Raw genomic sequence first — 23,034 nt, forward strand, 5'->3', positions numbered from 1 at the left:
ATCCTATTTGTTTTTTCTTTAAAAACAAAATAGATTGCAACGAATAGCAGGAATAGCTCCAAAAAAAATGAAAGCAAAAGCATTTGATACTAGATTATTCAAACGAATATTAAAATTTACAAAACCCTATCAATGGCGGTTCAATGGCGTGATTGTATTCGCCATCTCCTTATCTGTATTTGCGGCATTGCGTCCGTATTTATTGAAACAAACCGTAGATGGATATATCGCTACCCAAGACCAACAGGGATTATTACTTTATGTGGTATTGATGGGAATTGTACTTTTACTGGAGGTATTCTCTCAATTTTACTTTGTTTTTTGGGCTAACTGGTTGGGTCAAGATATAGTGAAAGACATTCGGACTAAACTGTTTCAACACATTTTGAGTTTCCGAATGAAATACTTTGATCACGTTCCTGTTGGGCAACTCGTAACACGTTCTGTATCAGATATTGAATCTATTGCAAGAATTTTCAGTCAGGGACTCTTCATGATTATAAGTGACTTGATGAAAATGCTCGTGGTATTGCTTTTTATGTTTTACATGAACTGGAAACTGACTTGGATTGTAATTGTTGCGATGCCGGTTTTGGTTTTTTTTACAAGAATATTTCAAAGAAAAATGCAAGTAGCTTTTGAGGAAGTTCGAAATCAGATTGCCAACATGAACTCCTTTGTTCAAGAACGGGTAACAGGAATGAAGATTGTGCAGCTCTTTAACCGTGAAAAAATTGAGTATGAAAAATTCAAAGACATCAATTATAAGCACAAAAAAGCGTGGATAAAAACCATTCTTTACAACTCCATCTTCTTCCCTATTGCTGATATTATTTCATCCCTAACACTTGGTTTTATTGTATTGTACGGTGGAATTAAGATATTAAACGGGGATAATTTTACCACTTTTGGAGATTTATTTTCTTACACCATGTTTATTGGAATGTTGTTTAATCCTTTGCGCCAAATTGCTGATAAATTCAACGAAATGCAATTAGGAATGATTGCAGCGAATCGTGTTTTTGATATTTTGGATACGGAAGATCAAATACAGGATACCGGAATCATTGAAGCACCTGTATTTAAAGGAGATATAAAGTTCAAGAAAGTTCGTTTTGGTTATATTCCAGATGAGGAAGTAATAAAAGGAATTGACCTTGAGGTGAACGCAGGTCAAACCGTTGCTATTGTAGGTTCTACAGGAGCTGGAAAATCTACAATCATTAATTTACTGAATCGTTTTTACGAAATTAACAGCGGTTCTATTTACATTGATAATCATAATATTGAGAATTATACATTGGGTTCCTTACGAAAACAAATTGCTGTTGTTTTACAAGATGTTTTCCTATTTGCTGACACTATCTTTAATAACATCACTTTGAATAATCCTGAAATTAGTCGGGAACAAGTTTTGGCTGCAGCCAAGAAAATTGGTGTTCATGAATTTATTATGAGTTTACCCGATAATTATGACTTTGATGTAAAAGAGCGTGGTGTAATGCTTTCTTCAGGTCAACGTCAATTGATTGCTTTCTTAAGAGCGTATGTGAGTAATCCTAGTATTTTGATTCTGGACGAAGCGACTTCTTCAATAGATACCTACTCCGAAGAATTGATTCAACGCGCTACCGAAACCATTACAAAAGGCAGAACTTCAATTGTAATTGCACATCGACTTGCCACTATTGTCAATGCGGACAAAATTGTGGTAATGGATAAAGGACTGATCGTAGAACAAGGCACCCACCAAGAATTAATTAATCGTGAAAAAGGGTACTATAAAAACTTATATGATTCGCAGTTTTCAGTGGCAATTTAAGAATTGTTCATAATGCAATTCCAATATATAAAACCACTCGTTCTTTGTTTAAAATTTAAAAAATTGGGTAGTGGTAACACTGACTTTTGAACGTTGAAACTTTAATAAATCGCTATTTACAGTTTTTAATTTTAGAAAAAGGCCCTATTTAAACTTTGTCGTTTGAAACTTTCTCAAAACAGAATAAATTCTTAAATTCGCCCAGTCAATTAAAAAAGAAAAATACATACGATGAAGTGCGCTTTTGCAAATTTCAGCACCAACAAAATAAACAACAGTTATTAAAATAAAATGGGTTTTACGAATTCATTTTTACAACTATTCAAATAAAATCAAAAAAAATGAAATACGATATTATAGTTTTAGGAAGTGGTCCAGGTGGTTATGTTACAGCTATTAGAGCATCACAATTAGGCTTTAAAGTAGCCGTAATAGAAAAAGAAAACTTAGGTGGCGTATGCTTGAATTGGGGTTGTATCCCAACCAAAGCATTACTGAAATCAGCGCAAGTTTTTGATTATCTTAAACACGCTGCTGATTATGGATTGACGGTTTCCTCCTTTGACAAAGACTTTTCAGCAGTTGTTCAACGCAGTCGTTCAGTGGCTGACGGCATGAGTAAAGGAGTTCAATTTTTGATGAAAAAAAATAAAATTGATGTGCTTGACGGTTTTGGAAAACTAAAACCAGGAAAAAAAGTTGACGTTACTGACAAAGACAATAAAGTCACTGAATACAGTGCAGACCATATCATCATTGCTACTGGAGCACGTTCTCGGGAGTTACCAAACTTACCACAAGACGGTGTAAAAGTAATCGGTTACCGTAAAGCAATGACTTTAGCTACGCAACCAAAATCAATGATTATTGTAGGTTCGGGAGCGATTGGAGTTGAATTTGCACATTTTTACAATTCGATGGGAACCGATGTAACGATTGTAGAATTCATGCCAAATGTAGTTCCGGTTGAAGACGAAGACATTTCGAAACAAATGGAACGCTCTTTGAAAAAAGCTGGAATCAAAATTATGACAAGCTCATCAGTAGAAAGAATTGATACGACTGGTGCAGGAGTTAAAGCATTTGTAAAAACAGCAAAAGGAGAAGAAGTTCTAGAAGCAGAAATTTTGCTATCGGCTGTTGGAATCAAAACCAACATTGAAAACATCGGATTAGAGGAAGTTGGAATCGCTACTGACAAAGATAAAATTTTGGTAAATGCCTACAACCAAACTAACATTCCAGGTTATTACGCCATTGGTGATGTTACACCAGGACAAGCGTTAGCTCACGTAGCTTCGGCAGAAGGAATCAATTGTGTAGAGAAAATTGCAGGACTTCACGTTGAGCCTATCGACTACGGAAACGTTCCTGGTTGTACCTATGCAACACCTGAAATTGCATCTGTAGGTATGACTGAAAAACAAGCTAAAGAAAAAGGATACGAATTGAAAATTGGTAAATTCCCTTTCTCAGCATCAGGAAAAGCAAAAGCTGCTGGAACTCCAGATGGTTTTGTAAAAGTAATTTTTGATGCTAAATACGGAGAATGGTTAGGATGTCACATGATTGGAGCCGGAGTTACAGATATGATTGCTGAGGCAGTTGTAGCACGTAAATTGGAAACAACTGGTCACGAAATCCTAAAATCAATCCACCCACATCCAACGATGAGTGAAGCCGTTATGGAAGCTGTAGCTGCTGCGTATGATGAGGTAATTCACTTGTAAATAAAAACAGCTATAGAAGTGCCCTATTGCAGTTCTAGAAGAAAATAACAAATCCGATTGGTGTAAGCCAATCGGATTTTTTTATAGGTTTAATTAAGGAGTTCATTTGAACTGCCACTTCTTTACTTTGTGTACTTGGCTAAAAACAAAACAATATAACATACTAATATTCAAAATACTAAATCAATTAAAAACAGTTTAACTTAGAATTATGAAACTTTTCTACAGAATTACATAACAAAATATTCTTACCTAATTCCGTACTTTGAATAAATCAAAATTGTCGAACAGACAAGTCGATTTTTGGTAATGGTTTAAATATACGCCTTATGAAAAATATTTATTTAAATGCTGGAACACTAAATGAAGTTTTTACTGAAATTCAAACCTCTTTTAATGGCGTTTTAAATTCAAACAACAACGAGTTTAAACTTACCTTAAATACTGATTTGATTAAGGGAAATATTGATGGAATTACTTTCATAAATGGTATTACCTCGATTCAGGTTAGCCTTACTTTTTTTGATGATGTCACGCTTAGCATAGAATCATTTAGTAACTCTTCTATTGTATTCGCGTATTGCAATGAGGGACATTTTAGACATAGTTATGGTATTTCTGGTCCACAATTCACTATCCAAAAACAGCATACCGCAATCGAAAGTAGCAATCGAAGTGTGAACAGTATATTATATTTCAAAAAAAACAATCCGGTACAATTTTCAATTATTAAGGTAGAAACTTTAAGTTTGGAACTAAACAGCACCGATTCTTTACTTTCGGATCTCAAAAAGACTTTTTTAAATAAACAACCAAATTTTACCTATCATGGCATTCAAAATTTAAGAATTGCAGAAAAATGGAATCAATTGAAAGCGATAACAGAGCAAGGAATGGTGGGGCACATTCTCAAAAAAGACCTAGTACAATCGATAGTAGTACTCGAAATTGAAGACAACACAGATCCTATACTTAAAATGGCCCGTGGTATTAAACGTTCTGCTTTAAATCAGGTCAATGAAACGAAAAAGAGATATTATTTCATCAAACAGCATGCTTTTGAAATCCTTTACAACAAAGTCATCAGTTCAAAAAGCAGACTTTTTATTAAGTAATAATAATAAAAAATGGAATCCCGCAGTTACCTTATTTTTAAATAATAAATCAGATTTAGAATTGCGTTAATTATTGCGCTATCGCATGAATGCTGACTGGATTTATGTTCATAAATAAGACCTTTATCCAAAACCATTTGCAACACAATTCATACTTTTTGTGGGAATTTAACATATTAACATTAATTTACAAAGTAGCGTTATGAAACTATTCAATTCTACTCTATCTTTGTATTTCGAGTATTTTTGCTCGTTTAATTTAGATTTTATTCCAAAATAAATGAATACTGAAAATAACCGCTTTTCGAATATACTGCAGGAAAGTCAAAGTAATAATTGGGTCAGAGCCATCGATTCTTCTAAAATTATTAATTGGATTGACGATTTATTCAAAATATTATTTCCTGAGAAAGCATTAGAAACGATCCAAATCGAATTGATGTTAGACCAAAGTAAAGCCAACTTTATTTCTATACTTTCGGAGATTGTAAAAGATAAAACAGCGAATCAAATTTTAGATGATGCCGAAGCGTTTTATGCTGCACTTCCAGATTTGTATACTTCCATGCAAAAAGATGCACAAGCTATATTAGACACGGATCCCGCTGCGGATTGCATTCAGGAAATCATCAATTCGTATCCAGGCTTTTTTGCTATAGAAGTCTATCGAATTGCAAATGTGATTGCTTCCCTTACTGCTTGCTTACTGCCTCGAATTCTTACCGAATACGCACACAGTAAAACGGGAATTGACATTCACCCTAGCGCCACAATAGGTGTTCCTTTCATGATTGATCATGGTACTGGAATTGTCATTGGCGAGACCACCATAATTGGAAAATATGTAAGTATTTATCAAGGAGTTACTTTGGGAGCGTTGCAAGTCGAAAAGAGCATGCAAGAAAAAAAACGACATCCTACCGTTGAAGATCATGTTATCATATATGCCAATGCTACCATTTTAGGTGGAAGCACTATTATAGGAAACCATAGCATTGTAGGGGGTAATACATTCATAACCAAAAGTATGAATCCATATTCATTTGTCATGCAATCAAATAAAAATACGGTTTTGAACCAACAAGAAATAAAAGACATTAATTTTTTCTCTATTTAAATACTATGAAATACAACAATATACTCGAAACAATAGGCAATACACCACATGTAAAAATCAATCGCTTATTTGGCACTGACCATAATGTCTGGATCAAATTAGAACGTGCTAATCCTGGAGCCAGCATCAAGGATAGGATCGCATTGGCTATGATAGAGGACGCCGAAGAAAAGGGATTACTCAAAGAAGGGAGTACCATTATTGAAGCCACATCTGGAAATACAGGCATTGGACTTGCTATGGTAGCAGCGGTTAAAGGCTATAAGTTAATACTTGTTATGCCAGAATCGATGTCGATAGAAAGACGCCGACTCATGAGCCTCTATGGTGCTGAATTTGTCTTAACGCCTCGTGAAAAAGGAATGAAAGGCGCACTGGAAAAGGCAAATGAACTGGTAACAGAAATACCAAATGCTTGGTCACCGCTTCAGTTTGACAACCCAGCTAATATTGCTATTCATAAGACCACGACTGCTCAAGAAATCATAAAAGCATTTCCTGATGGCTTAGATTATATGATCACTGGCGTAGGTACTGGCGGTCACATCACAGGTTGTGCTGAAATCTTGAAACAACATTTCCCTAACTTAAAAGTCTATGCCGTAGAGCCGGAAGCATCGCCCGTAATTAGTGGAGGCACACCCGCTCCTCACCCTATTCAAGGAATCGGTGCTGGATTTATCCCTACAAACCTACATACGGATTTATTAGATGGAACCATTCAAGTGAGTAAAGAGGAAGCATTTGCTTACACCCAAAGGGCAGCAAAAGAAGAAGGAATGTTCATTGGAATATCCTCGGGAGCATCACTGGCAGCAGTAGCTAAGAAATTAGCTGAAATCCCTAAAGACGCTAAAATATTGACTTTTTGTTATGATACAGGTGAACATTATTTAAGCATTGAAGGATTGTTTGTTTAAATAGAATGCTTTTTATAGTTTCCATGCCGAAAAATTATTGAGTACATAATAGTTCATTTGTGAAAAACACAAAAAAAACATAAAAAATGAAAATGCCCCAAAAAGTTAGATACTATTTGGGGCATTTTTTATTTTACTCTTCTTCGTCAGGGCCGTGCGATTTGGAATATCCTCTCCACTTCTCAATACAATCTTGTAAATCCTGTGGGAGTTCAGTATCAAAACGCATCATCTCACCGGTTGTAGGATGCACAAAACCTAATGTTTTGGCGTGTAAAGCCTGTCTTGGCAAAGCTTTGAAACAATTATCAATAAACTGTTTGTATTTTGTAAACGTAGTTCCTTTCAAAATCAAATGACCGCCATAACGCTCGTCATTAAATAAAGGATGTCCTATATGTTTTAAATGGGCCCGAATTTGATGTGTTCTCCCCGTTTCCAACTGGCACGAAATCAATGTCACGTATCCAAAACGCTCCAATACTTTATAATGCGTCACGGCAGGTTTTCCAATTTCTGGATCAGCAAAAACGGCCATCTGCATACGATCTTTAAGGTGACGTGCTAAGTTTCCTTCAATTGTTCCTTGATCTTCAGTTACATTTCCCCAAACTAAAGCTACATATTCCCTCTCCGAAGTTTTTGCTTCAAATTGCTTAGCAAGATGTGTCATCGCCGCTTCGGTTTTGGCAATAACCAACAAGCCAGAAGTATCTTTATCGATTCGATGCACTAATCCGGGACGTTCGCTGCTGTTCATGGGCAAGTTATCAAAATGATATGCCAATGCGTGAACTAACGTTCCAGTATAATTACCGTGACCGGGATGTACCACCATTCCTGGCAGTTTGTTTATCAACAATAATGTATCATCTTCATACACGATATCAAGCGGAATATTCTCTGGAATGATATGATTTTCATACGGAGGATGAGTGAGCATAACCCGAACCACATCATTCGCTTTTACCTTGTAATTTGACTTTACCGTAGCATCATTTACAAAAATATTACCTTCTGTTGCGGCAGTTTGTATTTTATTCCGAGTCGCATTTTGAATAAGGCTCATCAAGTATTTATCAATTCGCAACGACGCTTGGCCTTTGGGAACTTCAAACCTAAAATGTTCAAATAACTCGTCTTCTAAATCTATGGTATCTCTATTATTGTTCATCAACTGGTATTTCTTCTTCTATTGGTGCTGCAAGGGTATCGGCAGCATTTTCCTCTTCTTCGTAACTCATTTTTCCGTCTCCTAAAACCAAATCAATTTTGGATGATTTCAAAACGCGGTCCCCTGCTTTCAGGTTTCTTCCTTTGAAACGCATTTCTAAAACCATATCTTTTCCTAGATTAGGAACATACGTTATTGTCCCTTCATCAAGTCCTAAAGCTTTCAAAGTTGGCACCGCTTCACGATATGTTTTATTCACTAAATCCGGAATTCGAACAGAGGAAAATCCAGACGTATTAATCTTTATATATATTTTTCTACCTACTTTTACTTTTGTTCCAGGCGTAGGATCTTGCTCTACCACACTAAATTGGGGAAAATCGCTTCTATAATCCACACTATCCAAGAGCACGTAATCTAAATCTAATTCATCCAGTTTGGCTTCTACTTGCTCTTCGGTAAGCTTGCGCAAATCCGGTACCGAAATTTCGTGACCGTGATCTGTGGTAAAAGTCAACCAATGCATAAACAAATAGCCTAAAGCGGCAATAATAGCAAAAGCAATCAATACTTGTACAAGAAAGACACGGCTAGTAAGATACTTACGTAAACTCATAAATTTATTTTTATTTGTAGCAAAGATAAAGCTATTTCGTTTCAAAAAAAATGATAATTTTGTTTAATGCTTTTAGGAGCTATTTCCCGCTATTCGTTACAATCTTTTTATCCGCCAAAAAGGCTGATAAAAAGGATTTTCACTGCTATCGGGGCTAGAATCTCGTGTCAAAAACACCTTATATTTATTTGAACAACTACGAACAAAACGATACTAAATGAAAAACATTGCCATCATCATGGGCGGATATTCCAGCGAATATAAAATCTCACTCATCAGCGGAAACGTCGTATATCAATTCCTAGACAAAACGAAATACCACGGATTCCGAATCCATATTTTCAAAGAGAAATGGGTTTATGTTGATGCTAATGATGCCGAATTCCCCATCGATAAAAATGATTTTTCAGTAACTGTTGCAGATAAAAAAATTACTTTCGATTGTGTTTTCAATGCCATTCATGGAACACCTGGCGAAGATGGATTGATGCAGGCCTATTTCGAACTTTTAAATATACCGCAAACCTCTTGCGATTATTACCAAGCGGCTTTAACGTTCAACAAACGCGATTTATTATCCGTTTTAAAACCGTACGGAATCAAAACGGCCACTTCCTATTACTTAAACAAAGGCGATGCTATCAATACTGAAGAAATTGTCGCTAAAGTAGGCTTGCCATGTTTTGTAAAACCAAATAAAGCGGGTTCCAGTTTCGGAATTTCAAAAGTAAAAACGGCTGCCGAATTACCAATTGCGATAGAAATGGCCTACAAAGAAGACAACGAAATCATCATCGAAAGTTTTCTTGACGGCACTGAAGTTTCCGTCGGCGTTATTAATTACAAAGGAAAAGTAACTGTTTTACCAATCACCGAAATCGTTTCTGACAATGATTTCTTCGATTATGAAGCCAAATATTTAGGTAAATCACAAGAAATCACACCAGCGAGAATCTCAAACGAAATGACTCAAAAAGTGAGCGATATAGCCAAACGTGCTTACGAAGTTCTCAAAATGAAAGGGTTCTCCCGTAGCGAATTTATTTTGGTAAACGGAGAACCACACATGTTAGAAATGAACACCATTCCTGGATTAACTACTGAAAGTTTGATTCCACAACAAGCAAAAGCCGCTGGAATTTCACTGGAAGATTTATTTACTAATGCGATAGAATTGGCATTAACCTAAATAACTGATTATTTCGTTAACTTTGTAAAAAACTAACTCATTATGATTGATTATAAACAATATATCACAATAAATCCTGAAATACGTTTTGGTAAACCAACCTTAATTGGTACACGAATCACAGTTTTTGATGTTTTAAATTGGTTGGCAAACGGAATGTCTACTAATGAAATTATTGAAGACTTTCCCGAACTTAATGAAAACCAAATCAAAGCCTGTCTTTCTTATGCTGCCGATAGAGAACATAAAATTCAAATCGCATCGTGAAATTATTATTTGACCAAAATATTTCTTTTAGAATTATCTCTAAAATTGAAGCCAATTTCCCTGAAGTAAAACAAGTAAAACAACTTGGAATTGAAAATTATTCAGATGTTAAAATATGGAAATTTGCGAAAGAAAATGAGTTTTCTATTGTAACTTTTGATGCAGATTTTTTTGATTTATCCAATCTAAAAGGACATCCCCCAAAAATAATTTAGTTGCGTTTCGGTAATACAAAAACCGATTTTCTGGCAGATATAATAAACTCTAGAAATTCAATTATCAATGATTTTATCAGTTCCGATGCGTATTTAGAAATCGCTTGTTTAGAAATTAAATGATTTTTTAAAAAGCTCCTAAGGAATTAAGTCGCTAAGACTGAAATTTTGTTCATACAAACATATCTTGTTTCTGATTTTACATAGTAACTTAGAACCTTCAAAAACTTAGAACCTTCAAAATAAATGAGAAAAGCCATATTCCCAGGATCGTTTGACCCAATCACATTAGGACATGAAGATATTATCAAAAGAAGCCTTCCACTATTTGATGAAATCGTAATTGCCATTGGAATCAATGCCGAAAAAAAATACATGTTTACCCTTGAGGAAAGAAAACGGTTTATTGAAGAAACCTTCAAAAACCAACCAAAAGTAACAGTAATTACCTATGAAGGTTTGACTATCGATTTGTGCAAAAATATTAAAGCCGACTTTATACTGCGCGGATTGCGCAATCCAGCCGATTTTGAGTTCGAAAAAGCCATTGCTCACACCAACAGACGCTTGTCAAAAATTGAAACTGTGTTTTTATTGACCGCTGCAAAAACTTCTTATATCAGTTCCAGTATTGTGAGAGATGTAATTAGAAATCACGGACAATATGAAATGCTAGTTCCAGAAGCAGTACGCGTCAAATAATTTAAAAGAGATTTTGTCAAGTTGAGCGCAGTCGAGACTAAAAGATAGGTCTCGACTGCGCTCGACTTGATATATAAACGGTAACCATATTACTTGTGAAACGAAGCAAGAAGCCGTACTTTCACCAAAAATAAAAGCCTTTAAATATGAGTGTAGAAAGAGAATTAAATAAACGCAGTGGATCTAAGTGTGAACTTTGCGGTGCTACGGAAAACCTAAAAGTATATGAAGTCCTTCCAACAAAAAAAGGTGGAATTGACGAAAGTATCTTGGCTTGCAGTACTTGTATTAACCAAATTGAAAACCCAGAGACAGTAGATTTAAATCATTGGAGATGTCTAAATGACAGTATGTGGAATGAGAATGCAGCGGTGCAAGTTGTTGCTTGGAGAATGCTAAGTCGTTTGCGAGCTTCAGGATGGCCACAGGAATTATTAGACCAAATGTATTTAGACGAAGATACTTTGACGTGGGCTCAAGCAACCGGAGAAGGTGAAGAAGAGGAAAACAAAGTGATTCATAGAGATAGTAACGGAGTGATTCTTGAAATAGGAGATTCAGTGGTTTTAATCAAAGATTTGAAAGTTAAAGGTTCAAGCATGGTCGCTAAGCAAGGAACTGCAGTGCGTAACATCCGTTTAGATCACGAAAATGCGGAATACATAGAAGGAAAAGTAGATGGTCAAACTATTGTAATCATTACTGCTTATGTGAAGAAGTTGTAGTTTCTACTTTTAGCAACAATAAAAATGACTGATTAATTTTTTCGATTAAGTAACTATTTTTCGACTAAAAGTATCAATTAAGTCTTTACCATCCCAAACAGTGTTAAATTCCAGTGCATTACCCATTTTTACAATTCTATCACAACCTGCAACACCATTATCTATAATTGTCTTTTTTATTGCTTCGGCATCTAAACCAAAATAGGTAATGGTTTGCAGTTTTTTTGAGCAGACTGGTAAAATTTCTATTAAACTTTCAATATCTGTTTCAATAAAAAAACCATTTCCACAGCAATAGTCAAAAATCTCTTGATCTATTTCAAGTAAATTTATCCTAGTTATCAATTCATTACTTGTAGCTATCTTTTGACACTCGTATTTTAACGCTACCTCATAAAATTTTTCAAGTTTATCTATTGTTTGATTCGCTAAGATCTTATACTTTTCATTTACCAATTCTGTCAATTCTGACCAAAATTTTGCTTTAGCTTCGCTTTTATTTTCTCCTATCCAAAAAATAATTGATGGTGAAGAACATGCTTTTTGGTCGTTAAGATAAGTGTCATTATAAAAATATTGTGCCAAATATTTTTTATTTTCATGGACTAAATAATTATCTGCGTTGATTATTGCAATTGAATTACGGTTATAAAAACCAACATCTATGCCATTTGGTTTTAGCTGAGAAGTTCTAATATTTTTTATGGTTTCATCACCTCCCCAAATTAATCTTCCATCCGCTAAAGAGGAAAAATAACCCGTAATTTCCGCATTATACTCATATTGAACAATGCAAATTTTACTTCTAAAGCTAAAAAAATCGTTCTCTAAAAGTTGATTCATTATTTTCAACAATAACTGAACTTGCAAAAATGGTTTCGATGAAATACGAACTATATTATTATTTCCTGCCAATAAACCTATCGCCAAAGAATAAGCAAAATTCAAAGCTACGTTTGAGGGGGCAATGTGAAACAATAATCCTAAACCCAAGGAAGAATCAAGATTGTTTTTACTGTTTTTAAACTTTAAAAGATGTTTTTTTCGACACCAAAAAGCAAAGGCAACTAGGTCTGAAAATTTCTTGCTTTCGGGTGTTTTAAGTATTGACATACTAAGTGCATCAAAAAACAAAAGGGTTTCTTCCGAAAAAGGCATAGAAACTCTTTGCTTATTCATGTTCTCTGTAATCGAAATTGATCCAGAAACAAATTGTATATTTTTATTAATTAAACTCATAAGTATCACTACATCCTCTATCATCAGATTTTTCAACCCTTCCAGTAATATTAAAATATTTCCCCTTTCTACCACATTTACAATCATCTATTCCAATTAGTTTCCCTAAATCTTCGGTTAGTAAACTATGGCCGCAATAAGATTGTGCCAATAAAGAAACTACTTGAACAATTCCTATTTCACCAATATTACATTCTGAAAAATCGGTTGCGTTTCGAATAATTATTTCACTAAATATACTACAGTGTAAATGGCCTTCACTGCATTCTAAGTATATAGAACCGGTTTGCTCTGCCATTCCATAATAATCATAAATATTTTTTAGTGATGTTTGCTTTTTTAGCGAAGATTTAAACTCTGTGTTGCTTACTGCTTCGTCTTTTAATTTTTTCCAACCTCCGCCATGAATTAAAATACAATCACTTAAATCTAGCTTAATTCCCTGCATTACTAACTGTTTATACAGGTATTTCCAAACAATAAAGGTAAATCCAAATAACATAATTTGCTTACCTCTGTGTTTTTCTAAAAATAAATTAACAGCACTTAGATCTAGCTTAAAATCATTGTCAAAAGCAAAACATTTATCGGTACCGAACAAAGAAAAACCTAAAATAGCCGCACTTCGGGCAGAAAAATTCAAACGATTTTTTATTGTTTCAGATGTATCTAATATTAGCATTGGATTGCGTGTTATTTGACAAAAATCAGATACTATTTTCAATAAAACTTTTTGTTGTAAGGCAGCGTTGTTTTTATCTAAATATATTTTTGAAACATTTTGTCCTGTAGTTCCGGATGATTTTAAAACTTTATAAACGTCTAAATCTAACATACTTTTAAGTTCGTATTTTTTAAATAGTGATACCGGTAAAAATGGGATATCTTCCAAAATAGATATAGATAAATCATACGATTGTACATCAAGCATTTTCTTATAATCTAGACAATTATCATAATGATGCTTTACTAATTGAGGTAGTAATTCCTTGTAAATAGCTCTTTTTCTTATGTTATCAAACGAAAAAGCGTCTTTATCTAACAAAAAACTTAAGTCAAGCATTATTAACAATTAAATTATTATACAATATTTTCCCCTGTAAACTTCTGGGTATTTTTTCTATTTCATGAAAAATAATTAGGTTAGGCGATAAATTTGTTTGATTGCAAACAAAATCCTTTACATCACCAAAATCGATACTGTTTTCAATAAAAACATGCATTTTTTCGTCTTTCGATATACATGCACAATTCAATTCTGAAAATTTTGCTAGTATTAATTTTTCTATTTCATCTAAAGAAACTCTAACACCATGCAATTTGGCTATTCTATTTTTTCTGCCTTCAAAATAGAACAAACCTTTTTCATCAAAAGATGCTAAGTCACCAGTATACAAAACACCTTTGTTTATATCTTTGGCTGCCAAATCTATACCATCTTCTGCAAATCCTGGGCTAACGTTTTCACCAAAATACACTAACTCGCCTATTTGATTGGGAGTTGTTATTAAATTTCTCTCCTCATCGCGAATTTCAATTCTCCCACCAAGAATAGGAATACCAATACAAGATTCTTTTTCGTTTAGTATACTTGCCGGCAAATAGCTAATCCTTGTTGTGGCTTCAGTTTGTCCGTACATTATAAAAAATTGTATTTCCTTTTTTAGGCATTTATCAGTAAATTGTTTTTTTAATTGTAACGGTAATCTTCCTCCAGCCTGAGTAAAAATTTTTAGAGAATCGTATTTTGAATCTGAAAAATCAATTTTATTGAAAAAATTATAGTGAAAAGGAACTCCATTCATTGTAGTAACTTTAAAAGTACTTACTAAATCCCAAAACTGTTTTGATAATGCATTTTTAGCAGTAATAACCATTGAGGCACCTTGATATAAATGTGTGTGCAATACAGAAAGCCCATACCCGTATACAATTGGCAACGAAGTTATTGACCTATGATTTTTATTTATTTTTAAATAATCAACTATAGAAATTGTATTTGATACTATGTTTTTATGTGTTAAGCGTATTAGTTTAGCATCTCCAGTTGAACCAGACGTAGAAATTAATAATGCTAATTCAGGATGTAATGGAAAAGGATTAGTATTCAACTTTAATAAAGAATAGTCTAACACTTCCGTTATTATTGAAAAATTTTCAAATAGAGAAATCCTATCAGTTGGAAGCCAGATATAAGAGGGTTGCCATTTTTCAATTTGAAAATAAACATTTTCTATAGTAGTCTCTCTATCTAAAATGTAAGCAACATGACTGTTATTTAAGAAGCTTAAATAACCCAAAATTGAACCAACTGAATTATTAGAAAGACATAATATTAATGATCTATTATCTATTTTTTCAGAAAGATCGCTTGTTATTTTATCCAACTCATAATAAGAAAGTTCGTTGCCTTTTTCATCTATTAATGCTGTACTACTTTTTTTGCTTTTAAAGTCCCAAATCATATTTTTCTAAAATTTCTAACCCCTTATTAAAAGAACTCATATCGGTAACATCATCTAAATCAAAGGTGATATTAAATACTTCTTCAAGATTAGAGATTAAAAACAAATGCCCGATAGAATCCCACTCAGGGATAGATTGATAGGTTAATTCTTCAATATTTTCAATTTTAGTATCAAACGAATCTTCAAACGCTTTCGAATACTTTTCTAAAAAAGTCATAATTGATTATTTTAAAATTATTAATTTGAGTCTTAAATTTTAGGAACAAATTTTCTTGCAGGATTTCCCATTACACGATCATTTACTTCAACAGTTCGCATCACCACACTACCTGCTCCAATAAAAGCATCATTACCTACATTTTTGTGTGAAATAATTACACTATTGCTCGATACTGTAACTCTTTTACCTAATATGGCACCGCCAGTAATTAGGCAACCACTAAAAATGGTAGAATAATCTCCTATTTCAGCATCATGACCAACACCAGATGAAAGTAAAGTTACGAAATTACCTATTCTTGTGTTAACGGTAATTCGAGAAAAGGGATACATAATTAACCCTTCACCTATTTCGTTTTCGTCGCCAATTATTGCAGTTGGATGAATAATATTTGTAAACTTGGCTCCTTTATTTTTTAGCAAAACTACCATTTGCTCTTTTAGTTGTGGAGCTGCAATAGCACAAATAAAAACTTCTTCTTTTTTAGGTGTCCAATTTTTAATTGTTCCAATTATAGGATGACTGCATTTACATCCTTCTAGAGCGTTTTGATTATCATCAATAAAACCCAAAATATTCCATTGCAGATTATTTTTGTTAATATCTTTCGCCCACTGCAACGTTTCTCTACCCAATCCTCCAGCACCGATTATAATTAGATTTTGCATTTTTATTTTATTATTTCTTCACAAACTTTAGTTTACATGAATTACATCCCGAAGCAATAGTATCTGTTAGTTCTAAATCATATCCCATTTCTGCAGCTATACCTCTATCTCCATCCATTGCAATATCACAAAGCTTAGCGCACTTTTCTTCCGAAACGCCAAGTTTTTGCCAAGCAGCTAAGAGCGGACAGTAATTGAACTCGACTGTAAGGTGGGATTCTGTCACCTCAAATTTATCCATTTCAAAGGTTTTAATTGCTATTCCGTTAAAAAAAGCAGTTTTAAAAACCTCAAAACTAGAGTTAGAGTCTAGTTTGGTCTTTAACAAATGGCCATGAAAACCTCCCATTTTTCGTATGGCTTTTCGGGTTGCACTTTCCATATCAAAACCTTCGTTTTCGGCTTCTTGATACATCAAAGCCATCCAAGATGCACGATGTTCGACCTGAGCTCTGTTTAAGTCAACGATTCCACCTCCGGATTTAGGACTATTTTTTAATTGCATATCAAAATTTTTTTACTAATTTAATATTTAAATCTTAAAATATTTTATTTCTCTTCCTAATTATAATAAAATAACTTTAGTAGCTTTCTACTCTTCCTCTTTTTTAATAACCTTCCTCGCTACTTCAATTTTAAATTTCTTACCTTTCATTTTCTCCTCTTTAATGGCGTGCAATAAATCTTTTACTTTGTTGAATTTCACGGCCGCAAAGGAGATAAAATCTTTCACTTCGATCAATCCTAAATCGCCTTTTTCAAGTTTTCCCTTTTGAGAAAAGAAACCTACGATATCAATCTTATTCAATTTATTTTTCTTTCCACCACTGATGTAAATGGTTTGAAATTCCGGTGGTTTTGGTAATGATGTGGAGTTTTCAACTTTCAAGGCTTCCATTCCGTAGTCAATATAATCCATTTTTTTCTCACTTTCATGAGCTATAATATAGGCTGTTCCTGAAGCCAACATACGTGCTGTACGTCCGTTTCTATGGGTAAATTCATCTTCTTTGGAAGGTAAATGATAATGAATTACGTGATTCATTTCAGGGATATCTAATCCACGAGCCGCTAAATCCGTTGTGATTAAATAACTCACACTGCCATTACGAAATTGAATTAAAGCGCGTTCTCTTTCGTCCTGATCCATTCCGCCATGATAGTAGGTAGCATAAATCCCTTTTTCGTTCAACGTATCACTAATGCGTTCTGCAGCATCACGATGATTGCAAAAAACAATAGCCGATTGTGATTTCAATGAACAAATCAAGTTGAATAAACTTCCTATTTTGTCTTTTTCTTTCGAAATCACCATTTTCATCGAAAGATTCGTTTCCTCTACGTTTTCTGGAATAAAATCCAAAATCGTTGGATTCACCACTCTTGTATATCTTGGAATCTCAATATCGGAAGTAGCTGAAACCAAAACGCGTTTGTTCAGTTTCGATAATTTTCCAATAATAAATGACATTTGCTCATGGAAACCCAATTGCAAAGATTTATCAAATTCATCCAGAATCAAAGTTTGAATTTTATCCACACGGAAAGTTCCTCTGTCGATATGGTCTGCAATTCTTCCCGGGGTTCCTATTAAAACTGCAGGAGGATTGCTTAAATTCTTGATTTCAGTATCGATAGAATGCCCACCGTAGCATACGTTTACTTTATAATCGGTTCCCATTTTTTTCCAAACCTGCTCAATCTGCAATCCTAATTCACGAGATGGAACTAAAATTAAACATTGAACCGATTGAATTTCAGGTTGTAACATTTCTAAAATAGGCAACAAAAAAGCCAAAGTTTTCCCAGAACCTGTTGGCGAAAGCAATAGCACATTACTGTCATTCAAGATGGCATCTTGTGCAACTTCCTGCATTTCGTTGAGACTTTCGATGCCTAAATTCAAAAGTATATTGTTGGAATGGTGTTTCTTATTCATTTTTTCAATTTGGTGCAAAGGTAATTTTTAATTGTGAGTTATGAATTTTGTATTATGAATTTTCATTCTTTTTCAATCGGGAAATTCCTTTTTCCACATTCATTTCTACAGCTGTCTAAAAAAAGCTACATTTGAAATTCAATTTAAAAACCGAAATATGAGATTTTTCACATTCCTTTTTTTACTATTTTCCATCTCTTCATTTGCACAAAAAAGCAATAAATATGATACTTTTTTCGAAAAAGGCAATGGAAATCAATCGGCGTCTTATCAAGAGACGATTGCGTATTACAAACTTTTGGCAGATGATTTTCCTACTATTGAAATGCAAAAAATGGGATTGACAGACAGTGGCGAACCGTTGCATATGGTAATTTTCAATCCTGAAAAGGAATTCAATTTTGGAAACATCCAAAAAAACAAAGCGGTAATTTTACTTAACAATGGCATTCACGCCGGCGAACCAGACGGAATTGACGCTTCGATGCAATTATTTAGAGATTTGGCCTTAGGTAAAATAAAAGCACCAAAAAATACGGTTATTGTTTGTATTCCGGTCTATAATATTGGCGGTGCTTTGAATAGAAACTCGACCTCAAGAGCCAATCAAGATGGGCCAGAAATCTATGGGTTTCGCGGGAATGCTAGAAACTATGATTTAAATCGGGATTTTATAAAGTCAGATACCCGAAACACGAAAAGTTTTGTTGAAATATTCCATAAAATAAATGCTGATGTTTTTATTGACAATCACGTAAGCAATGGCGCAGATTACCAATACAAACTTACCTACATTATGACCCAACATAACAAATTAGGAACCGTATTAGGTGATTTTTTAAATTCCGAAATGATGCCGGCCTTAGTCAAAGATTTACAAAAAAAAGATATCGAAAGTACACCCTATGTCAATGCGTTTCAGGACACACCGGACAAAGGTTTTGGTCAATTTTTTGAGAGTCCGCGATTTGCTACTGGCTACACTTCATTGTTTAACACCATAGGGTTTGTGGTAGAAACACACATGCTTAAAAAATATGCCGATCGCGTAAAAGTGACCTACGAATACATGCGTTCCACAATTGATTTTACGGATGCTAATTACAAAAGAATCAAACAGCTGCGTTTGAAAAATGAAGCGCAGTACCAACCCAAAAAATCATACACGATAAAATGGGAAATAGACAGTACCAAAACAGTTCCTTTTTCGTTTTTAGGGTATGAAGCTGGCTACAAAAAAAGTGATGTGACATCAGGGAACCGTCTGTTTTATGACAAAAAAAAACCATTCAAAAAAGACATTCCGTACAGCAAAGAATTCAAATCCACAAAAGAAATAATAATTCCGGAAGCGTACATTATTCCAAAAGGATTTTGGCCAGTTATTGAATTATTAAAAAACAATACCATCACCTATCGTCAATTAAAAAATGATACTATAACTGAAGTCGAAAGCTATAGAATTGCTGATTTCAAAACGACAAATGCTGCTTATGAAGGACATTATTTGCACCGAAACACATCGGTTACTTCCAAAACTGAGAAAGTGGCTTTCGCCAAAGGAGATTACGTTATTCCTACACAACAAAAGGGAATCAAATATTTATTGGAAACACTAGAACCGGAAGCAATTGATTCTTTTTTCAATTGGAATTTTTTCGATACGATGCTACAACAAAAAGAAGGGTACTCTGATTATGTTTTTGAAGATTCTGCTACTCAGATTTTAACAGAAAATCCAAAATTAAAAGCTGAATTTGATATGAAAAAACAAAGTGATGTGAATTTCATCAACAATCCCGAAGCGCAACTTGACTGGATATACAAACATTCTGCTTACTATGAAAAGGCACATTTACAATATCCCGTATATCGTATTTTGAAATAAAATTACTTTTTCAAAAAAAATGCCCCCAAATAGTGTTGACTTTCTGGGGGTATTTCATTTATATAATCTTCTCTTCCTCGAATAATAATTTTATGTTTTCATAGGAATTTTTGAGCGCTTCCTTGATTTGTTCTGGATTCATCCACGCTACTTTATCAATTCCTTCGTCCAATTGTCCTTGAGGCGTCCCTTCAAAATCAGATTGCATTTCAAACCAGTGCGTTATCTTTAATTTATATTTTCCATTCCTTCTAAAAACATGATAGGTTTTTTGCAGTTTATGAGAGATGGTCAATCCATTGACACCGGTTTCCTCCTCCACTTCACGCATCGCAGTATCTTCAATTTCTTCTCCTTTTTCGATTCCACCTTTGGGCAAATCCCATTTTCCATTTCTAAAAATGAATAGAACCTCGCCTTTTTTGTTATAAACCAAGCCGCCTCCCGCTTTGCAAACCGGAATTTTAGCTTTTAAAGTCTTCATAATCAAGCTTTCATCAGGATGATACAGGTACGCTTTATTAATTTTATTTTGGAAGATTTTTACTATAAGTTGCTCTATGTCAATACTTTCTAATAAAAACAATTGAAAATCCGTCTCCTTAGAGATGTGATTTGTCAAAAAAAGTGGTTTGTCGTTAACAAAAACTTTATACATTTGTACTATGATTTTTAATAAAGATACAGCCGAAAAAACAGCCGAATTTCTTTTGCAAATAAATGCAATTAAATTGAATCCAAGAAATCCTTTTACATGGGCTTCTGGATGGAAATCGCCTATTTATTGTGATAACCGATTAATCCTCTCATTTCCAGCCGTAAGAAATTATGTGCGGGATGAATTTTCCAAAAATATTGAGAAACAATTTGGTAAACCAGATGTTATTGCCGGTGTTGCTACTGGAGCAATAGGAATTGGTATGCTTGTAGCAGAGAGCATGGGTTTGCCCTTTGTTTACGTTCGTCCCGAGCCAAAAAAACATGGAAGGTTAAATCAAGTAGAAGGTTTTTTGCAAAAAGGGCAAAATGTAGTTGTTGTAGAAGATTTAATCAGTACGGGTAACAGTAGTTTACTTGCTGTGGAAGCTTTGCGCGAAGCTGGTGCCAATGTGAAAGGCATGGTCGCTATCTTTACCTATGGTTTTGATGTAGCTGAACAGAACTTCAAAAGTGCACATTTAGATTTATTTACTTTGAGTAATTATCAAAATTTATTGAATTTGGCTGTTGCCAAAAGATATATTTCGGAGGAAGAAGAACTGACTTTAAGAGAATGGAACGGGAGTCCGTCCACTTGGACAATCGAAGGTTAAATAATTAATAAAAAAACGAAAATAATGAACTTAGAAAGTCCTAAAGTTACAGTTCAAAAATCAGCTCAAGAATTATTTGATTCGTTGAGTGATGTTAAAAATTTTGAAAAATTAATGCCCGAAAACATAGCTAAATTTGAAGTTATTGGTGACGATGCTTTCATTTTTGGACTAAAAGGAATGCCAGAAATAAAATTAAAAATGAAAGAGAAAGTAGCTCCCACAAAAATAGTTTTGGGCGCAGCAAGCGATAAACTTCCATTTACGTTAGTAGCAAATATAGATGTTGTTACTGAAACTTCAAGTGATGTAAAACTTGATTTTGAAGGCGATTTCAACCCCATGATGGCGATGATGATAAAAGGACCAATTGGAAAATTTATTGAAACATTAGCGAGCAATATGAATAAGTTGTAAAAACTTTTTACTCACTTAAAAGCCTTTTAGCGTTAAAAACTAAAAGGCTTTTTTGTTTATTATTATGAAATTTATTTAGACCATTAAAATCAATAAAGCATCTGGATTTCCTTTATATCAAATTCTGAAATACTTTCATCCTCACGAAGAACTTGAAGTTTACCAACCGAGGAAACACCTTGAATAATTCCCATAAAATGGTATTTACTTTGATCAGAGAAAGCCATTGGCAAGCCTCTCTTATAGAGTTTATCGCTATAAACTGACCACAAAATAGCAGAATTAAGTTTGAACGACTCCACCTTTTTCTCTATAGCATCACAAATAGAGAAAAGAAGCGCTTCTTTATCAAATTTTGAATCGAAAATAACAGCCAAAGAAGAGGCTTTTGGTAAATTCTCGAAATTAGTTTGATTCACATTGAGTCCTAATCCTACTACAGAAATAATAGTTCCGTCACTTTTGATACTATTTTCTATCAAAATGCCACCTATTTTTTTGTTGTATGACATTATGTCGTTCGGCCATTTAATACTAAGATCAGGAATATTCATCGTTTCTAAAACTTCAATTACAGCAAGTGAAATGGCTATATTTAGATTGAATATCTGATAAATTTCAGACAAAAAATCCTTAACCAAAATACTCATTATTAAGTTTTTACTCGCCTCAGAAGCCCAAACAGCGCCCATTTGACCTTTCCCTTTTGTTTGACTCTCTGCAGTTACAACGGTGAAGTTCTCAAGGTCCTGTTTACTGGATAAGCCTTTAAGGAATGCGTTTGTAGAATCTATGGCATCGAGTTTGATAACTTTCATTTTACGTTTTTTTGTGGAACAGAATTTAATATTGTGTTAAGGTTCAAAAATAATCACAAAAAATGGTAACTTTACAAACTTATATAAAAATAATTCATGGCGAAAAAGACTATAAATAATGACGTCCTATTGGCGAATATCATTAAGGGAATAGAAGAAGTAAAAGGTAATGATATTACTATCCTAGATTTAAGAGAAATAGATACAGCAGTTTGCGACTATTTCATTATTTGCAACGGTAATTCAAACACGCAAGTAAACGCCATCGTAAACTCCATCCAAAAAACAGTTTCAAAAGAATTGAAAGACAAGCCGTGGCATGTTGAAGGGACCGATAATGCCGAATGGGTGTTAATGGACTATGTAAACATAGTTGTACATGTATTTCAAAAACACATTAGAGAATATTACAACATCGAAAGTTTGTGGGGCGATGCTAAAATAACAACCATAGAAAACAAATACTAAAGAC

The 23,034-nt window shown here is 33.9% G+C and carries 25 protein-coding genes; 14 read left to right on the forward strand and 11 right to left on the reverse strand.

The features are described 5' to 3' along the window. Nucleotides 1–67 precede the first annotated feature (67 nt). From E0F91_RS00215 to cysK, 5 genes are all read left to right on the forward strand, one after another. Nucleotides 68–1,822 carry an ABC transporter ATP-binding protein gene (locus E0F91_RS00215; RefSeq protein ID WP_132064666.1) on the forward strand — a complete coding sequence of 585 codons (1,755 nt, stop codon included), beginning with the start codon at nt 68–70 and terminating at the stop codon, nt 1,820–1,822. 341 nt (nt 1,823–2,163) lie between these two features. After that, complete coding sequence (lpdA, locus tag E0F91_RS00220) at nt 2,164–3,552, forward strand: dihydrolipoyl dehydrogenase (RefSeq protein ID WP_132064381.1); 1,389 nt, start codon at nt 2,164–2,166, stop codon at nt 3,550–3,552. Nucleotides 3,553–3,881: 329 nt separating this feature from the next. After that, entirely contained in the window at nt 3,882–4,667 is a 786-nt protein-coding gene (locus E0F91_RS00225) for a hypothetical protein (protein ID WP_132064382.1), read from the forward strand. Between the two features lie 280 nt (nt 4,668–4,947). Beyond that, on the forward strand, nt 4,948–5,784 hold the full coding sequence (locus E0F91_RS00230; protein WP_132064383.1) for a serine O-acetyltransferase: 837 nt from the start codon (nt 4,948–4,950) through the stop codon (nt 5,782–5,784). A gap of 5 nt (nt 5,785–5,789) precedes the next feature. Further along, nucleotides 5,790–6,704: a cysteine synthase A gene (gene cysK, locus E0F91_RS00235; protein ID WP_073353671.1), complete on the forward strand. Its 915-nt coding sequence runs from the start codon at nt 5,790–5,792 to the stop codon at nt 6,702–6,704. Between the two features lie 133 nt (nt 6,705–6,837). Here the strand turns inward: cysK and E0F91_RS00240 are convergent, their stop codons facing one another. After that, entirely contained in the window at nt 6,838–7,878 is a 1,041-nt protein-coding gene (locus E0F91_RS00240) for an RluA family pseudouridine synthase (RefSeq protein ID WP_132064384.1), read from the reverse strand. Next, nucleotides 7,868–8,494: a PASTA domain-containing protein gene (locus E0F91_RS00245; protein ID WP_132064385.1), complete on the reverse strand. Its 627-nt coding sequence runs from the start codon at nt 8,492–8,494 to the stop codon at nt 7,868–7,870. Before E0F91_RS00245 ends, E0F91_RS00240 begins: the two co-directional genes overlap by 11 nt. 217 nt (nt 8,495–8,711) lie before the next feature. Here E0F91_RS00245 and E0F91_RS00250 point away from each other — a divergent pair, with 217 nt between their 5' ends. The 5 genes from E0F91_RS00250 to E0F91_RS00270 all read left to right on the forward strand — a co-directional run bounded on the left by E0F91_RS00250 (nt 8,712) and on the right by E0F91_RS00270 (nt 11,592). Next, nucleotides 8,712–9,683, forward strand: coding sequence for a D-alanine--D-alanine ligase (locus E0F91_RS00250; protein WP_132064386.1), 972 nt, complete (start codon nt 8,712–8,714; stop codon nt 9,681–9,683). Between the two features lie 42 nt (nt 9,684–9,725). Continuing rightward, a complete protein-coding gene (locus tag E0F91_RS00255; RefSeq protein ID WP_132064387.1) occupies nt 9,726–9,950 on the forward strand; it encodes a DUF433 domain-containing protein in 225 nt (74 codons plus the stop codon). Next, nucleotides 9,947–10,165: a DUF5615 family PIN-like protein gene (locus tag E0F91_RS17900; RefSeq protein WP_132064388.1), complete on the forward strand. Its 219-nt coding sequence runs from the start codon at nt 9,947–9,949 to the stop codon at nt 10,163–10,165. Before E0F91_RS00255 ends, E0F91_RS17900 begins: the two co-directional genes overlap by 4 nt. Nucleotides 10,166–10,411: 246 nt before the next feature. Beyond that, the gene (coaD, locus tag E0F91_RS00265) at nt 10,412–10,867 is read left to right on the forward strand and encodes a pantetheine-phosphate adenylyltransferase (protein ID WP_073353677.1); all 456 of its coding nucleotides are present in this window, start codon (nt 10,412–10,414) and stop codon (nt 10,865–10,867) included. Between the two features lie 146 nt (nt 10,868–11,013). Further along, nucleotides 11,014–11,592, forward strand: a complete 579-nt coding sequence (locus E0F91_RS00270; RefSeq protein WP_132064389.1) for a PhnA domain-containing protein — start codon at nt 11,014–11,016, stop codon at nt 11,590–11,592. A gap of 45 nt (nt 11,593–11,637) precedes the next feature. Here E0F91_RS00270 and E0F91_RS00275 read toward each other — a convergent pair whose 3' ends face one another. From E0F91_RS00275 to E0F91_RS00305, 7 genes are all read right to left on the reverse strand, one after another. Beyond that, complete coding sequence (locus tag E0F91_RS00275; RefSeq protein WP_132064390.1) at nt 11,638–12,918, reverse strand: acyl-CoA reductase; 1,281 nt, start codon at nt 12,916–12,918, stop codon at nt 11,638–11,640. Next, nucleotides 12,818–13,894 carry a LuxE/PaaK family acyltransferase gene (locus E0F91_RS00280; RefSeq protein WP_132064391.1) on the reverse strand — a complete coding sequence of 359 codons (1,077 nt, stop codon included), beginning with the start codon at nt 13,892–13,894 and terminating at the stop codon, nt 12,818–12,820. Before E0F91_RS00280 ends, E0F91_RS00275 begins: the two co-directional genes overlap by 101 nt. Continuing rightward, nucleotides 13,887–15,296 (reverse strand): AMP-binding protein, encoded by a 1,410-nt coding sequence (locus tag E0F91_RS00285; RefSeq protein WP_132064392.1) that lies wholly within the window; start codon nt 15,294–15,296, stop codon nt 13,887–13,889. The genes E0F91_RS00280 and E0F91_RS00285 overlap by 8 nt, the downstream gene beginning before the upstream one ends. Continuing rightward, on the reverse strand, nt 15,280–15,516 hold the full coding sequence (locus E0F91_RS00290; protein ID WP_132064393.1) for an acyl carrier protein: 237 nt from the start codon (nt 15,514–15,516) through the stop codon (nt 15,280–15,282). The genes E0F91_RS00285 and E0F91_RS00290 overlap by 17 nt, the downstream gene beginning before the upstream one ends. Nucleotides 15,517–15,548: 32 nt before the next feature. Continuing rightward, a complete protein-coding gene (locus E0F91_RS00295; protein ID WP_132064394.1) occupies nt 15,549–16,187 on the reverse strand; it encodes a NeuD/PglB/VioB family sugar acetyltransferase in 639 nt (212 codons plus the stop codon). A gap of 10 nt (nt 16,188–16,197) precedes the next feature. Then, entirely contained in the window at nt 16,198–16,692 is a 495-nt protein-coding gene (locus tag E0F91_RS00300) for an L-2-amino-thiazoline-4-carboxylic acid hydrolase (RefSeq protein ID WP_132064395.1), read from the reverse strand. Between the two features lie 87 nt (nt 16,693–16,779). Continuing rightward, on the reverse strand, nt 16,780–18,126 hold the full coding sequence (locus tag E0F91_RS00305; RefSeq protein WP_132064396.1) for a DEAD/DEAH box helicase: 1,347 nt from the start codon (nt 18,124–18,126) through the stop codon (nt 16,780–16,782). A gap of 157 nt (nt 18,127–18,283) precedes the next feature. On the opposite strand from E0F91_RS00305, the gene E0F91_RS00310 reads away from it, so the two are divergent. Beyond that, nucleotides 18,284–20,014 carry a M14 family metallopeptidase gene (locus E0F91_RS00310; RefSeq protein WP_132064397.1) on the forward strand — a complete coding sequence of 577 codons (1,731 nt, stop codon included), beginning with the start codon at nt 18,284–18,286 and terminating at the stop codon, nt 20,012–20,014. 58 nt (nt 20,015–20,072) lie between these two features. On the opposite strand, the gene E0F91_RS00315 is transcribed toward E0F91_RS00310, so the two are convergent. Beyond that, on the reverse strand, nt 20,073–20,672 hold the full coding sequence (locus tag E0F91_RS00315; RefSeq protein WP_132064398.1) for an NUDIX hydrolase: 600 nt from the start codon (nt 20,670–20,672) through the stop codon (nt 20,073–20,075). Between the two features lie 7 nt (nt 20,673–20,679). On the opposite strand from E0F91_RS00315, the gene pyrE reads away from it, so the two are divergent. Further along, entirely contained in the window at nt 20,680–21,327 is a 648-nt protein-coding gene (pyrE, locus tag E0F91_RS00320; protein WP_132064399.1) for an orotate phosphoribosyltransferase, read from the forward strand. A gap of 24 nt (nt 21,328–21,351) precedes the next feature. Then, a complete protein-coding gene (locus tag E0F91_RS00325; RefSeq protein WP_132064400.1) occupies nt 21,352–21,744 on the forward strand; it encodes an SRPBCC family protein in 393 nt (130 codons plus the stop codon). Between the two features lie 89 nt (nt 21,745–21,833). On the opposite strand, the gene E0F91_RS00330 is transcribed toward E0F91_RS00325, so the two are convergent. Further along, the gene (locus E0F91_RS00330) at nt 21,834–22,562 is read right to left on the reverse strand and encodes a biotin--[acetyl-CoA-carboxylase] ligase (protein WP_132064401.1); all 729 of its coding nucleotides are present in this window, start codon (nt 22,560–22,562) and stop codon (nt 21,834–21,836) included. A 96-nt stretch (nt 22,563–22,658) separates the two neighbouring features. Between E0F91_RS00330 and rsfS the strand changes: the two genes are divergently transcribed. After that, on the forward strand, nt 22,659–23,030 hold the full coding sequence (gene rsfS / locus E0F91_RS00335; protein ID WP_066078331.1) for a ribosome silencing factor: 372 nt from the start codon (nt 22,659–22,661) through the stop codon (nt 23,028–23,030). The last annotated feature ends 4 nt before the right edge of the window (nt 23,031–23,034 follow it).

The organism is Flavobacterium sandaracinum (genome assembly GCF_004349135.1).
In the GTDB taxonomy this organism is placed as follows: domain Bacteria; phylum Bacteroidota; class Bacteroidia; order Flavobacteriales; family Flavobacteriaceae; genus Flavobacterium; species Flavobacterium sandaracinum.

Excerpts from the sequence above, each read along its gene's own strand:
- E0F91_RS00255 (WP_132064387.1), top strand. The coding sequence starts at position 9,726 with ATGATTGATTATAAACAATATATCACAATAAATCCTGAAATACGTTTT.
- E0F91_RS00305 (WP_132064396.1), bottom strand. The coding sequence starts at position 18,126 with ATGAATAAGAAACACCATTCCAACAATATACTTTTGAATTTAGGCATC.
- rsfS (WP_066078331.1), top strand. The coding sequence starts at position 22,659 with ATGGCGAAAAAGACTATAAATAATGACGTCCTATTGGCGAATATCATT.
- E0F91_RS00240 (WP_132064384.1), bottom strand. The coding sequence starts at position 7,878 with ATGAACAATAATAGAGATACCATAGATTTAGAAGACGAGTTATTTGAA.
- E0F91_RS00310 (WP_132064397.1), top strand. The coding sequence starts at position 18,284 with ATGAGATTTTTCACATTCCTTTTTTTACTATTTTCCATCTCTTCATTT.
- E0F91_RS00270 (WP_132064389.1), top strand. The coding sequence starts at position 11,014 with ATGAGTGTAGAAAGAGAATTAAATAAACGCAGTGGATCTAAGTGTGAA.
- E0F91_RS00330 (WP_132064401.1), bottom strand. The coding sequence starts at position 22,562 with ATGAAAGTTATCAAACTCGATGCCATAGATTCTACAAACGCATTCCTT.
- E0F91_RS00225 (WP_132064382.1), top strand. The coding sequence starts at position 3,882 with ATGAAAAATATTTATTTAAATGCTGGAACACTAAATGAAGTTTTTACT.
- E0F91_RS00285 (WP_132064392.1), bottom strand. The coding sequence starts at position 15,296 with ATGATTTGGGACTTTAAAAGCAAAAAAAGTAGTACAGCATTAATAGAT.
- E0F91_RS00245 (WP_132064385.1), bottom strand. The coding sequence starts at position 8,494 with ATGAGTTTACGTAAGTATCTTACTAGCCGTGTCTTTCTTGTACAAGTA.
- E0F91_RS00275 (WP_132064390.1), bottom strand. The coding sequence starts at position 12,918 with ATGATTGTAAATGTGGTAGAAAGGGGAAATATTTTAATATTACTGGAA.
- E0F91_RS00230 (WP_132064383.1), top strand. The coding sequence starts at position 4,948 with ATGAATACTGAAAATAACCGCTTTTCGAATATACTGCAGGAAAGTCAA.
- E0F91_RS00290 (WP_132064393.1), bottom strand. The coding sequence starts at position 15,516 with ATGACTTTTTTAGAAAAGTATTCGAAAGCGTTTGAAGATTCGTTTGAT.
- E0F91_RS00295 (WP_132064394.1), bottom strand. The coding sequence starts at position 16,187 with ATGCAAAATCTAATTATAATCGGTGCTGGAGGATTGGGTAGAGAAACG.
- cysK (WP_073353671.1), top strand. The coding sequence starts at position 5,790 with ATGAAATACAACAATATACTCGAAACAATAGGCAATACACCACATGTA.
- E0F91_RS00300 (WP_132064395.1), bottom strand. The coding sequence starts at position 16,692 with ATGCAATTAAAAAATAGTCCTAAATCCGGAGGTGGAATCGTTGACTTA.
- E0F91_RS00280 (WP_132064391.1), bottom strand. The coding sequence starts at position 13,894 with ATGCTTGACTTAAGTTTTTTGTTAGATAAAGACGCTTTTTCGTTTGAT.
- E0F91_RS00215 (WP_132064666.1), top strand. The coding sequence starts at position 68 with ATGAAAGCAAAAGCATTTGATACTAGATTATTCAAACGAATATTAAAA.
- pyrE (WP_132064399.1), top strand. The coding sequence starts at position 20,680 with ATGATTTTTAATAAAGATACAGCCGAAAAAACAGCCGAATTTCTTTTG.
- E0F91_RS00325 (WP_132064400.1), top strand. The coding sequence starts at position 21,352 with ATGAACTTAGAAAGTCCTAAAGTTACAGTTCAAAAATCAGCTCAAGAA.
- E0F91_RS00250 (WP_132064386.1), top strand. The coding sequence starts at position 8,712 with ATGAAAAACATTGCCATCATCATGGGCGGATATTCCAGCGAATATAAA.
- E0F91_RS00315 (WP_132064398.1), bottom strand. The coding sequence starts at position 20,672 with ATGTATAAAGTTTTTGTTAACGACAAACCACTTTTTTTGACAAATCAC.
- lpdA (WP_132064381.1), top strand. The coding sequence starts at position 2,164 with ATGAAATACGATATTATAGTTTTAGGAAGTGGTCCAGGTGGTTATGTT.
- coaD (WP_073353677.1), top strand. The coding sequence starts at position 10,412 with ATGAGAAAAGCCATATTCCCAGGATCGTTTGACCCAATCACATTAGGA.